Here is an 11,717-nt window from a genome sequence, read left to right as displayed (position 1 = left end):
TGGTGCCCACACTGGTCGAGGGCTGGGTCAGGGGGGACGTACCGCTCTCGAATCCTCCTTTGGTGACCAGTTGTTCCGGCGCACGGGCCGAGCCGGCCGTTTCGCCCCCCGACGCCGAGGTGCCGGGCAGCAGGGCGGCGGCGAGTGCCGCGACGGCCAGCGCGCTGGTGGCGAAGGCCTTGTGGGGGGTCGATCTCACACGAAACTCCTTTGCGGAGGCCGGGGTCCCGGCCTGTCGGTGGCCGCCGGTCCGGCTGGGGTGCGCCGGTGGCGGCCTCACGCATGACGAAGAAGTGGTGCGAGTCGGAAGCCTGGCAGATTTGACCAGGCCATGTCACTAGGGGGTTACCCTCGCGTCAGGAGTGGTCCGCACAGCAGGGGGTGGGGTTGGGGACCTCGAAGGGGGCCAGCAGGCCGCCCGCCGCCGGGACCAGGGCCAGGGTGAGGACGCCGTCGCGCCACTCCGGGCGCACGTGGTCCTGCGTCATGACCTCTGCGGTGGGCGGGAGTTCGGCACCCGGTGCGCCGAGCACGACCAGGCGCTCGACGGCGGTGCGGTCGAGCAGGTCCGCGACGGTGACGGTGCCGGTCAGGTGCGCCACGCCCGGGTAGGCCACGGCCCGGCCGGAGGCGGGGGGTGCGGCGGCGGCCCGCCGGGCGGCCTCCACCGCGCCGCCGGGGCCGTGGGTGCGGTCGGCCAGGGCGAGGCCGGTGCCCGCCGGGAGTGACGCGAGGAGTGCCCGCCACACGTCGTCCACGGCCGCGTGCGGGACGGTCAGCGAGACCGCCGTCCCCCGGCGTTCGTCGGTGCGGAACAGATGGGTGCAGGCGAACACCCCGTCCGTGAGCGCCAGTTGGTCCAGCAGCCGGTGGATCAGGTGGTCGGCCTCGCGCAGGGTCGCCGTGCCGGCGTCCACCCCGATGACGGAGCGAACGCCGGACGCGTGGTGCGGGGAGGTCATGCGGGCAGGACCCACATCGGGTTGGAGTAGAACCACAGGTCCTTCCACGGGTCGGCGTCGCCGAGGACGTCGATGGCCGGGCCGGCCGGGTCCACGGCGGCACCGTTGAAGCCGACCGCGGAGCGGTTGCCGTCGGTGCCGCGCAGCCGTACGTAGACCGGCTTGTCGAGGCGGCCGAGGGAGTACGTCAGCTTGACCGTGCCGGTCGCCTTGTTGACCTCGAAGGACTTCACGACCTTGGTGGACGGCGTGGCGAAGGTGTCCTTGTCGCTCACCTTGCCGGTGACATCGCCCTGGATGACGTCGACGCGGGCCAGCGACGGCACGAACTGCGCCCAGTTGGGGCCGTTCGCGAGGCTGATCTCGATGACCAGGTCGACCTTGCTGCCCCTGCGGACGTGCAGCACGCCGCCGAGGGTCACCGCCTGCGAGCCGGAGCGCAGCTGGGCGTCGAGGCCGCTGATCAGACCGCCGTGGTCCACCCAGACCCGGCCGGCGCGGATGCCGTCCATGACCGACTTGTAGGAGAAGGACGAGGCGCCGACGTGGGTGCGGGAGTACTGGCCGGGCCAGAAGTCGGTGTCGGTGAGGCTGATGCCGGTGCCGTAGACCGGGTCGTCGTACCGGCCGTTGGCGTTGAAGTCGCTGTTCGGGCCGCGCACCGCGGTGTCGGCGTAGACGTTGTGGGAGTCGGAGTTGGCGGTGATCCACCAGGGCTTGCCCTCGGCGAGCAGGCTGTCCCACAGACCTCCGACGGTGGCGGTCATCCAGTCGAAACCGCCCCAGGTGCGGTAGCTCTCCAGCGGGTAGCCGGCGAACGAGTCGGCGCTCGGGCTGTTGTCGTAGATGCCGCGGGCCGAGCCGGGACCGTTGGGCTTGGGCAGGCCGCCCGCCTGGTGACCGGGGGCGCCCTCGAAGCCGACCGCGATCGACGGCTGGGCGTCGCGCCAGGCGCGGATCTCGTGCGGGGAGTCGATGCCCTTGCGCGCCGGGTGGTTGGCGAGGAACAGCGCGTCCCTGACGGTGCGGCGCTGCACCTGTTCGGCGAGGAAGTTGAGCCCGGAGATGGCCAGCGCCTCGTTGGCGGGAGAGCTGCCCGAGGCACCCTTGACCGAGCCGTCGAAGGAGTTCTCGAACTCCTTGAGGACGGCGACCTCGTTCTTGCCGGGGTGGACGAAGACCGTGCCGTGCTCGGCGGCCGGGATGTTCCACTCCAGGCCCTGGAAGACCAGCGTGTCCTCGATCTGGTCGCGGGCGGCGACGATGTCCGGGTTGACCTTCTCGACACCGATCTTGGCGTGCGTCTCGCTGCCGTGGTCGGTGATGACCATCCAGTCCAGACCGTGCGCGTTGGCCTGGCGGACGTGGTCGATGACCCGGTACTTGGCGTCGGAGCTGTACTGGGTGTGGATGTGGTGGTCACCGGCCAGCCACAGGTAGCCGCCGGAGCGGCCGCTTGCGGAGTGGGCGGAGGAGACCGACGCGGCGGCCTGGCCCGCGCCGGCGAGGACGCTGCCCGCAGCGAGACCGGCGCCGAGCAGGCCGGTGCGGCGCAGCATCGAGCGGCGGGAGAGCTGGCCGGGCGTCAGCTCCGCGTCGGGGACCGACAGATCGAGGGCGGGCGGCAGCGACGAGGCGGCGTCGCCGTCGTGGTGGTGGTGAGGGTGGTGGTGACCGTGGTCGTGGCTGTGACCGTGGCTCATGTTCGGAACTCCCGCGGGCGACCGGTACGGGGGGATGGCTCAGGACGTGCAGAGTCTGCGAAGGTCGCGTGAACAACGAGAGTCGAGGTCATGGTGGGGTAAAGAACGACTCATGTGCAGCGCGCTACGCGCTTGTTCCGGCGCGCAGTTGACCAAGGAGCCGTAAAGACGGCGACGCCCGGGCCGGCTCACGGGGAGCCGGCCCGGGCGTCGGGCCCCGGCCGGGGTCAGAGCACGGTCGTGTTCAGACCACGGTCGGGGTCAGACCACGGTCGGTCAGACCAGGTCGAAGCGGTCGGCGTTCGCGACCTTCGTCCAGGCGGCGACGAAGTCCTTCACGAACTTCTCCTTGGCGTCGTCGCTCGCGTAGACCTCGGCGACGGCGCGCAGCTCGGAGTTGGAGCCGAAGACCAGGTCGGCACGGGTACCGGTCCACTTGACCGCGCCGCTCGCGTCGCGGCCCTCGAAGGTGGACTGGTCCTCGGAGGTGGACTTCCAGGTCGTGCCCATGTCGAGCAGGTTGACGAAGAAGTCGTTGGTCAGCACGCCCGGCGTCTCGGTGAGGACGCCGTGCTTCGAGCCGCCCTGGTTGGCGCCGAGGACGCGCAGGCCACCGACGAGGACGGTCAGCTCGGGGGCGCTGAGGCCGAGCAGGTTGGCACGGTCGAGGAGCAGGTACTCGGCGGGCAGGCGGTTGCCCTTGCCGAGGTAGTTGCGGAAGCCGTCCGAGGTCGGCTCCAGCGCCGCGAAGGACTCGGCGTCCGTGTGCTCGTCGGTCGCGTCGACCCGGCCCGGGGTGAAGGGCACCTCGATGTCGACGCCGCCGTCCTTGGCGGCCTTCTCCACCGCGGCGGCACCGCCGAGGACGATCAGGTCGGCCAGGGAGACCTTCTTGGCGCCGGTGTTGAAGTCCCGCTGGACGCCCTCCAGGACCCGCAGCACCTGGGCGAGCTCGTCCGGGTCGTTGACCTCCCAGCCGCGCTGCGGCTCCAGGCGGATGCGGGCGCCGTTGGCGCCGCCGCGCTTGTCGCTGCCCCGGAACGTCGAGGCCGACGCCCAGGCGGCCTTGACCAGCTGCGAGACCGTCAGGCCCGAGTCGAGGAGCTTGGCCTTCAGGGCCGTGACGTCGGCGGCGTCGATGGCCTCGCCCTCGGCCTCGGGCAGCGGGTCCTGCCAGATCAGCGTCTCCGCCGGGACCTCGGGGCCGAGGTACAGGGACTTCGGGCCCATGTCGCGGTGGGTCAGCTTGAACCAGGCGCGGGCGAAGGCGTCCGCGAACTGGTCGGGGTTCTCGTGGAAGCGGCGCGCGATCGGCTCGTAGATCGGGTCGAAGCGCAGCGACAGGTCGGTGGTGAGCATCGTGGGCAGACGCTTCTTCGACGGGTCGTGCGCGTCCGGGATGATCGCCTCGGCGTCCTTGGCCACCCACTGGTGGGCGCCGGCGGGGCTCTGGGTCAGCTCCCACTCGTAGCCGAAGAGGATGCCGAAGAAGTCGTTGCTCCACTGGGTCGGCTTGGTGGTCCAGGTGACCTCCAGACCGCTGGTGATGGCGTCGCCGCCCTTGCCGGTGCCGTAGGTGCTCTTCCAGCCGAGGCCCTGCTGCTCGATCGGCGCGCCCTCGGGCTCGGCGCCCACGTGCTCGGCGGGGCCCGCGCCGTGGGTCTTGCCGAAGGTGTGGCCGCCGGCGATGAGGGCGACGGTCTCCTCGTCGTTCATCGCCATCCGGCGGAAGGTCTCGCGGATGTCGCGGGCCGCGGCGATCGGGTCCGGGTTGCCGTTGGGGCCCTCCGGGTTGACGTAGATGAGGCCCATCTGGACGGCGCCGAGCGGGCTCTCCAGGTCGCGGTCACCGGTGTAGCGCTGGTCGTCGAGCCAGACCTTCTCGGGACCCCAGTAGACGTCGTCCTCCGGCTCCCAGACGTCCTCGCGGCCGCCGCCGAAGCCGAAGGTCTTGAAGCCCATCGACTCCAGGGCCACGTTGCCGGTGAGGATCATGAGGTCGGCCCAGGAGATGGCCTGGCCGTACTTCTTCTTGACGGGCCACAGCAGACGGCGCGCCTTGTCCAGGTTGCCGTTGTCCGGCCAGCTGTTGAGCGGGGCGAAGCGCTGCTGGCCGGCGCCGGCGCCGCCGCGGCCGTCGGAGATGCGGTAGGTGCCCGCGCTGTGCCAGGCCATGCGGATCATCAGCGGGCCGTAGTTGCCGAAGTCGGCCGGCCACCAGTCCTGGGATGTGGTGAGCACCTCCGCGATGTCACGTTTCACGGCCGCGAGGTCGAGGTTCTGGAACGCCTCGGCGTAGTCGAAACCCTCGTCGAGGGGGTTCGAGACGGTGGGGTTCTTGGCAAGGATCTTCAGGTTGAGCCCCTCGGGCCACCACTGGCGGTTGCCGCCGCCCTGGGTGGGGTGCGGCGCGCGGTCGTGCGCGACCGGGCACTTGCCCGCGTTCTCCTGGGCCTCAGACATGGGGGAAATCCTTCCGGAAGGGGCGGATCGACTTACTCAGGAACTACTGACTTACTCAGGAACTGCTGGACGTACTCAGGAACTGCTGGCGGTGGAACAGGCGGGGCACAGGCCCCAGTAGATGACCTCGGCCTCGTCGATCGCGAAGCCGTGGTCGTCCGAAGCGGTCAGGCACGGGGCGTCGCCGACCGCACAGTCGACGTCGGCGACGGCACCGCACGACCGGCACAGGACGTGGTGGTGGTTGTCGCCGACCCGCCCCTCGAAGCGGGCCGGGCTGCCGGCCGGTTCGATGCGGCGTATGAGTTTCGCCGTGGTGAGCGCGTGCAGCGCGTCGTACACGGCTTGAAGCGATATGTGACCCACCCGTGCGCGGACGCCCGAGGCGATCGCCTCGACGTCCAGGTGGTCGCCGTGGCGGACGGTCTCCAGCAGCGCGACGCGGGCGGCCGTCACCCGCAGGCCGGCACCGCGCAGCTCATCGGCGGTCGTCGGGGGCTGGGAGGCGGTCATGACGCCAACCTATCGCCATAAACACGAGTGATTCAAGAAAACAAACCACTCAAGTCTGGTGGCGAACCGGCCAACGCCCGTGCCACCCGTCATCCGCCGCGCCACCCGCCGTCCGACTTTGCCATTTCTTTACAACCCGCCCCGGCGCCGCTTCGTCTCTCCGCTCGATCCGTATCTCAGCCCGCCCCGACCACGGCGGGCCGACGAAAGAGAGCGTCCTCATGCGCCGAACTGTCCTGAGCGCCACGGCACTCGCCTGCACCGCCGTCCTGGCGGGCACGGTGCCCGCGTTCGCCGACGGCACCGCCCCGAGCCCGGTCGCCACCGTGGCGCCGTCCGCCGCGGCCTCCGCCGAGCCGTCCGCCGTTCCGTCCGAGGCACCGTCCGCCGTGCCGTCCCGGGCCTCGACCCCCGCGCCGACGCGGGACTCCCGTCAGGTCGCGGCGGTGCCGCAGGGCGCCCCCGACACCGGGGTGACGGAGCCGTCCTCGGGCTCCGGCTCCGAGAACGCGCTGATCGGCGGTGGCGCGGCGGCCGTGCTCGCCGCGGGCGCGACGGTCTTCGCCGTCCGTCGCCGCCGGGCGACCGGGGCATGACCCCGCTCTCCAGGCGCACCGTGGTCACCGCCGCGGCGGCCTCGCTGCTCGCGGGCTGCGCGGGCCGGGCACCGGACCGAACGGCCCCGGCCGCCCACCGGCGTCCGGCGTCCTCGCCGCCCCCGGCCACGACCACGGCCGCCTCCGGCACGCCCGCCGCATTGGGCCGGTCCACGCCCGTCCGGCTGCGCATCCCGGCGATCGGGGTCGACACCCCGCTGCTGCGGCTCGGCCTCGCCGCCGACGGCACGGTGCAGGTGCCGCCGGTCACCGCGCACGACCGGGCGGGCTGGTACCGCTACTCCCCCACCCCGGGGCAGACCGGCCCGTCCGTGATCCTCGGCCATGTCACGGTCGGCGCCTACGGGGACGGGGTGTTCCGCCGGCTCGCGGAGCTGCGCCGGGGCGAGCAGGCCGTGGCGCGCCTGGAGAACGGCAGGTCGGCGGTGTTCACCGTCGACAAGGTGCGTACGGTCGCCAAGGCCGCGTTCCCGACCGAGGACGTGTACGGCGACGTGGACCGTCCGGAGCTGCGGCTGATCACCTGCGGCGGTCCGCGCGGCGGCGACGGCTACCTCGACAACGTGATCGTCTTCGCCACCCTGACCGGCACCGCACGCTGACCCGCCGGAACGGATGCGGGACCGGTGGAACCCACGCCACCGGTCCCGCATCCTCCCGGACGAGCCGGACGACCCCCCACGACCCTGGAGAACGTTGAAACGGTCCCGTGACACGGCGGCCTCCGAGCTGTTCGCCGCCCTCTATCCGCGCCTGGCCGGCTGGTGCCGCCGTCTGGTCGACGACGACGAGACGGCGCACGAGATCGCGTCGGAGGCCTTCACCCGCCTGTGGGCCCGGTGGACGAAGGTGGAGGAGCCGCGCGGCTTCCTCTACGTCACCGCGGCCAACCTGGTCCGGGACCACTGGCGCAAGCTGGAACGCGAGCGCCGTGCGGTGCGCCGGGCCGGTACGGAGGCCGCGATCCGCCCGCACGCCGAACCGGCGGATCCCTCGGTACGCCTGCTGGTGCAGTCGCTGCCCGAGCGGCTGCGGGTGCCGATCCTGCTGCACTACTACGCTGACATGCCGATCCGGGAGGTGTCCGAGCTGACCGGGCGCAAGGAAGGAACCGTCAAGGCCGATCTGCACGCGGCCCGAGAACTGCTGCGCGGTCATCTGAGGAGAAGCCTTGACCACACGCTTTGACGACGAGCCCGAGTTCGACGGCCCCGACGACCCCTTGGCGGTCATCCTGCGGCCCCCGGCCGCCCACCTCGGTCCGCCGCCGGGCCGCTACGAGGAGATCCGACGCGCCGCGGGGCGCCGCCGCCTGGTGCGCGCGGCGGCCGGAGCCGGGGTGACCTGTGCCGTCGCCGTCTGCGTCGCCCTCTCGCTGCACCTGACGGCCCCCGCGGCGCCCGTCTCCCCGCAGGTGCCTCTGGCACCGCCGGCCGCCACCCCCACCGCACCGCACCGCTCGTCGGGATCACCGATGCCGGTCACACCCAGTCCGCGGCCCAGTGTCGCGCCGACACAACGGAACACCACACGGGCTCCCGGCCGGGGAGCGTCGGCCACTCCGTCCACCGCCCCGTCCGCGGTCCGGGACGTCCCGTCCGTGTACCGGCCGAGCGCCCTCGCCGCGACGGCGACTCGCTGAGCGCCGCGCGGGAAATGCCGCCTCACGTTGGCGGTCGGCTGCGGCACCGTCGTGGCCGGTCGCGCAGTTCCCCGCGCCCCCTACGGGGCACTGCCGAGCCACGCCGTGTACCGGCCGAGCGCCCTCGCCACGGCCGCCATGCGCTGAGCGCCACGCTGTCGGTCGACTGCGGCGCCGTCGTGGCCGGTCGCGCAGTTCCCCGCGCCCCTTGCGGGGCACTGCCGAGCCGCGGCGTCAATGCGGCGGCGGTCGGTGTCATCCGTCCGTGAGCGCGGCTTCCGGCGTGGCGTCGCTTCCCAAAGGCGCGGGTCAAGGCGCCACTCCGGCGGGTGCGGGGGTCGGTGGGAGCGACGGCCCGGATGGCCGAGGATGCGCCTCGGCGTTGGTGTGATGTTTCGTACGAGGCCGGAATGAATGGCGTGGAACGGGCAACGCTCCGTTTCATGCTCCACGCGCGAACCCTCCGGCAGGTGACTCGATGACGACGGCGACCCAGGCCCCTCCGACCGCTCCCGCCGCCGCGCCCTCCGCCCGCACCCTGCCGTCCGCTCCCGCCCCCTCGCTGCCCTCCCTGACCGGGCTGAGATGGGTGGCCGCGCTGCTGGTCTTCGGGCTGCACGTGCACAACTTCCGCTATTTCGGCGGCACGGGCGGTCGCCTCGTGTCCTGGGGGTTCGAGGCCGGGGCCTCGGGGGTGTCGTTCTTCTTCATCCTGTCCGGGTTCGTCCTGATGTGGTCCGCGCGGCCCGGTGACCGGGCGACGCGCTTCTGGTGGCGGCGGGTCGCCCGGATCTACCCGGTGCACCTGGTCACCGTCGCCCTCGCGCTGGTCATGGTGTGCACGCTGCCCCGCCAGCCGAGGCCGACCCTGCTGCAGGGCCTGGCGGACGTGTTCCTGGTGCACTCCTGGTGGCGGCCGTGGTGGCAGACGCTGGACCCGGTCAGCTGGTCGCTGGCCTGCGAGGCCTTCTTCTACGCCGCGTTCCCGCTGCTGGCAGTGCTGCTGCGCCGCCTGGGCGGGCGGGGCGCCACGGCGCTGGCCGCGCTGGCCGTGCTGAGCGTGCTGGCGCTCGCCTGGACGGAGGCGCACCACTGGTGGGCGCAGCCGATCAGTTCCTTCCCGGCCGCCCGGCTGCCCGAGTTCGTGCTGGGCGCGGCCACCGCGCGGCTCGTGCTGCTCGGCCGGTGGCGCGGCCCAGGCCTGGAGGCCTCGCTGGCGCTGGCGATCATCGGCTACTTTCTGGTCCCGCAGGTCACCGACGAGTACGCGGCCACCGCGTGCACCCTCACGGGCTTCGCGCTGCTCATCCCGGCCGCGGCCGTCGCGGACCTGCACGGGCTGCCCTCGCTGTGGCGGCGCCGGTGGCTGGTCCGCCTCGGCGAACTGTCGTTCGCGTTCTACATGGTCCATCTCCTCGTGCTGCGGGCGGGCACCCACCTGCTCGGTACCCGCCCGCGTTTCCACCTGTTCACCGGCAGCGCCGTCGCCGTCGCCGCGTTCACCGTCGCGCTGGGCCTGTCCTGGCTCCTCTACGAGGGCGTGGAGCGGCCCGCACGACGGCTGCTGCTGCGGACGGCGCGGCGGCGGACGGCCTAGCTAGGGGAACTGGACCACCTTGGACGGGGTCGTGCTGGTCCCCGAGGTCGGCGATCCGGTGGTGTTCACGACGTGGGCGTACTGCCCCATGCCGCCGAGGGAGATCACCAGCAGGTCGTGCATCTTGATCCCCGAACCGGTCGGCACCTGGAAGCCGTTGGACTGGACGATCGACGGATCGGCCGTGTAGTTGCAGTAGCTGCCCAGGCCCCACGCCTCGTGGGTGGTCACGGTGTCGGCGACCTTGTAGGCCGCGTAGCCGACGACACCGTCGTGGGTGATGGCGGCGGCGTTCGGGGCGTCGTACGCCTTCTCGTTCTGGAAGAAGATCGTGCGGCCGCGTTCGCCGTTCCAGTAGACGTCGTACTTGTTGAAGTGCTCGACGAACAGGCCGGTGGCCAGGACGTCGTTGCCGTTGACTCTGAGGCCGTAGTCGGCGCGGTTGGTGTCCCAGCCGACGCCGCTGCCGTGGTCGGCGCGCCAGAGCCAGGTGTGGTCGATGATCACGTTGTTGCTGTTGACGACCACGGAGTTGGTGGCGAGGCCGGGTCCGGCGCCGCCGATGCGGACGAACACGTCCTGCATGGAGGTGGGGTTGGCGGAGTGGTCGGCGGTGGAGCCGGGGTCGCCGATCCGCAGCAGGGTGTCGGAGTTGACGGTGCCCGCGTCGATGAGGAACCCGGCGAGCTTGACGCCGTCGACGTCGGCGACGTGCATGGCGTCGACGCCGTTGTCCGGGACGAGGGTGGCGAGGCCGAGGCCGAGGACCACCGTGTTGGCGCGGGTGACGTTGATGGTCTGGTTCAGGTGGTAGATGCCCGGGGTGAAGAGGAGGTTGAGGCCCTGGGCGAGGGCCTGGTTGATGGTGGCGGCGGTGGCGCCGGGCTTGACGACGTAGAACTGGTCCAGCGGGATGGAGGTGCCCGCGTCGGCCGGCCAGGAGACGCCCCGCGCGTTGGTGCGCTTGGCCGGGACGAAGACCTTGTAGGCGCTGCCGTCCAGGTACAGGAACGGCTTCTCGCGCGAGACGGGGGTGTTGTCCAGCGTGGTGTAGGAGCCGGTGGCGAAGTCGGTCGCGGGTGCGCCCTGGACGCCCGAGAAGGTCATGTTCCAGACGCCGTTGGTCCAGCCGCCGACCGAGCTGTCGCGGGTGTACCACTGCTGCTGGGAGTACGGGCCGACCGTCCCGTCGATCTTCGAGTCGGCGATGTAGCCGCCGGAGGCCCAGCCGTAGCCGTTCGGGGCGAGGTTGAGACCGCCCTTGACGTGGATGCGGCGGAAGGGGGCCGCCTGAGCCACGGCCCACCGGTCGGTGCCGTTCGACGGCGTGATGGCGAAGTTCTCCGCGGAACGCCAGAAGTTCTGGGTGGCGTTGCCGTTGAACCAGCCGGCGTCGACCGTGACGTCACCGTTGATCTGGGTGTCGTCGGGGTTGAGGCCCAGCCCGGAGATCCCTGTGTAGAAGCCGATCTGGGCGTTGATGCCGTTGTAGGTGCCCGGCTTGAGCAGGAACTGGTAACGGCCGGTGCCGAACTGGGCCGACTCCTGCTGGGCGAAGACGGAGTCGAACTTGGCCTGGAGGTTCGGCGTGGACGGGTCGACGACGATCACGTTGGGGCCGAGGTCGCCGCCGCCCTGGACCGGGGGCGTGCCGGTGGTGGTGCCGAAGACCTGGAACTCCCAGAGCGAGTAGCCCCACTGGGTGGCGCGGTGCACGCCCAGCATCCGGACGTAGCGGCCCTGCCCGGAGACGGTGAGGGTGTCGGCGCCGCCGTCGCTGCCGGTCACGGACTGCAGGTCGGTCCAGCTGCTGCCGTCCGCGGAGATCTGGACCTTGTAGTCCTTGCCATAGGCGGTCTCCCAGTTGAGGACCACCTGGTTCACCTGGGCGGTGGCACCGAGGTCGACCTGCAGCCACTGGTCGTCCGTGAAGCCGGACGACCAGCGGGTGCCGGTGTTGCCGTCCACCGCGTTCCCGGCGGCGGTCCCGGCGTTCTCCTCCGAGGAGGCGGTAGCCGCCTTGCCCTGCGACAACAGGGTGTCGGCGGCCTGGGCCGCCGGGGCATGAACGGCGGGAAGGGCGAGCAGTGCTGCCAGGGCGGCGAGCACTGCACCCAAGGATCTCAGTCTCATCAGCGGCTCCCTGAGGTGGGCACGGGGTGCACGCAACCGGCGCACCCCGCTGCTTAGTTCAGGATTTGATTTAAGTGGTGAGGCAAC

General features: G+C 71.7%; 10 protein-coding genes and 1 pseudogene. 5 read left to right on the top strand and 6 right to left on the bottom strand.

Translation table 11 applies throughout. The annotated features are described in order from the left end of the window. The 5 genes and pseudogenes from ACZ63F_RS04410 to ACZ63F_RS04390 all read right to left on the bottom strand — a co-directional run. Nucleotides 1–199, bottom strand: a pseudogene (locus tag ACZ63F_RS04410) (M1 family aminopeptidase); the annotation flags it as partial. A 157-nt stretch (nucleotides 200–356) separates the two neighbouring features. After that, the gene (locus tag ACZ63F_RS04405) at nucleotides 357–962 is read right to left on the bottom strand and encodes a hypothetical protein (protein ID WP_469708552.1); all 606 of its coding nucleotides are present in this window, start codon (nucleotides 960–962) and stop codon (nucleotides 357–359) included. Continuing rightward, nucleotides 959–2,665, bottom strand: a complete 1,707-nt coding sequence (locus ACZ63F_RS04400; RefSeq protein ID WP_469708550.1) for a PHP domain-containing protein — start codon at nucleotides 2,663–2,665, stop codon at nucleotides 959–961. The genes ACZ63F_RS04405 and ACZ63F_RS04400 overlap by 4 nt, the downstream gene beginning before the upstream one ends. 276 nt (nucleotides 2,666–2,941) lie before the next feature. Continuing rightward, nucleotides 2,942–5,128: a catalase/peroxidase HPI gene (gene katG / locus ACZ63F_RS04395; protein ID WP_469708548.1), complete on the bottom strand. Its 2,187-nt coding sequence runs from the start codon at nucleotides 5,126–5,128 to the stop codon at nucleotides 2,942–2,944. 75 nt (nucleotides 5,129–5,203) lie between these two features. Beyond that, complete coding sequence (locus ACZ63F_RS04390; RefSeq protein WP_469708546.1) at nucleotides 5,204–5,641, bottom strand: Fur family transcriptional regulator; 438 nt, start codon at nucleotides 5,639–5,641, stop codon at nucleotides 5,204–5,206. Between the two features lie 221 nt (nucleotides 5,642–5,862). Between ACZ63F_RS04390 and ACZ63F_RS04385 the strand changes: the two genes are divergently transcribed. The 5 genes from ACZ63F_RS04385 (at nucleotide 5,863) to ACZ63F_RS04365 (ending at nucleotide 9,497) form a co-directional block, all read left to right on the top strand. Beyond that, on the top strand, nucleotides 5,863–6,237 hold the full coding sequence (locus ACZ63F_RS04385; RefSeq protein ID WP_469708544.1) for a sortase-dependent protein: 375 nt from the start codon (nucleotides 5,863–5,865) through the stop codon (nucleotides 6,235–6,237). Next, nucleotides 6,234–6,860 carry a class F sortase gene (locus ACZ63F_RS04380; RefSeq protein WP_469708542.1) on the top strand — a complete coding sequence of 209 codons (627 nt, stop codon included), beginning with the start codon at nucleotides 6,234–6,236 and terminating at the stop codon, nucleotides 6,858–6,860. Before ACZ63F_RS04385 ends, ACZ63F_RS04380 begins: the two co-directional genes overlap by 4 nt. A 94-nt stretch (nucleotides 6,861–6,954) precedes the next feature. After that, nucleotides 6,955–7,446 carry an RNA polymerase sigma factor gene (locus ACZ63F_RS04375; RefSeq protein WP_093506937.1) on the top strand — a complete coding sequence of 164 codons (492 nt, stop codon included), beginning with the start codon at nucleotides 6,955–6,957 and terminating at the stop codon, nucleotides 7,444–7,446. Further along, nucleotides 7,430–7,900, top strand: a complete 471-nt coding sequence (locus tag ACZ63F_RS04370; protein WP_469708540.1) for a hypothetical protein — start codon at nucleotides 7,430–7,432, stop codon at nucleotides 7,898–7,900. The genes ACZ63F_RS04375 and ACZ63F_RS04370 overlap by 17 nt, the downstream gene beginning before the upstream one ends. 478 nt (nucleotides 7,901–8,378) lie before the next feature. Continuing rightward, a complete protein-coding gene (locus tag ACZ63F_RS04365) occupies nucleotides 8,379–9,497 on the top strand; it encodes an acyltransferase family protein (RefSeq protein ID WP_469708538.1) in 1,119 nt (372 codons plus the stop codon). Here ACZ63F_RS04365 and ACZ63F_RS04360 read toward each other — a convergent pair whose 3' ends face one another. Beyond that, nucleotides 9,498–11,630: a discoidin domain-containing protein gene (locus tag ACZ63F_RS04360; RefSeq protein WP_469708536.1), complete on the bottom strand. Its 2,133-nt coding sequence runs from the start codon at nucleotides 11,628–11,630 to the stop codon at nucleotides 9,498–9,500. Between the last annotated feature and the right edge of the window lie 87 nt (nucleotides 11,631–11,717).

It is taken from the genome of Streptomyces sp. NPDC104761 (genome assembly GCF_055583445.1).
This window is presented reverse-complemented; position numbering and strand designations above follow the sequence as displayed.

What these genes read in the sequence shown, in the direction of transcription:
- ACZ63F_RS04405 (WP_469708552.1), bottom strand. Translation starts at nt 962, where the DNA reads ATGACCTCCCCGCACCACGCGTCCGGCGTTCGCTCCGTCATCGGGGTG.
- ACZ63F_RS04400 (WP_469708550.1), bottom strand. Translation starts at nt 2,665, where the DNA reads ATGAGCCACGGTCACAGCCACGACCACGGTCACCACCACCCTCACCAC.
- katG (WP_469708548.1), bottom strand. Translation starts at nt 5,128, where the DNA reads ATGTCTGAGGCCCAGGAGAACGCGGGCAAGTGCCCGGTCGCGCACGAC.
- ACZ63F_RS04390 (WP_469708546.1), bottom strand. Translation starts at nt 5,641, where the DNA reads ATGACCGCCTCCCAGCCCCCGACGACCGCCGATGAGCTGCGCGGTGCC.
- ACZ63F_RS04385 (WP_469708544.1), top strand. Translation starts at nt 5,863, where the DNA reads ATGCGCCGAACTGTCCTGAGCGCCACGGCACTCGCCTGCACCGCCGTC.
- ACZ63F_RS04380 (WP_469708542.1), top strand. Translation starts at nt 6,234, where the DNA reads ATGACCCCGCTCTCCAGGCGCACCGTGGTCACCGCCGCGGCGGCCTCG.
- ACZ63F_RS04365 (WP_469708538.1), top strand. Translation starts at nt 8,379, where the DNA reads ATGACGACGGCGACCCAGGCCCCTCCGACCGCTCCCGCCGCCGCGCCC.
- ACZ63F_RS04360 (WP_469708536.1), bottom strand. Translation starts at nt 11,630, where the DNA reads ATGAGACTGAGATCCTTGGGTGCAGTGCTCGCCGCCCTGGCAGCACTG.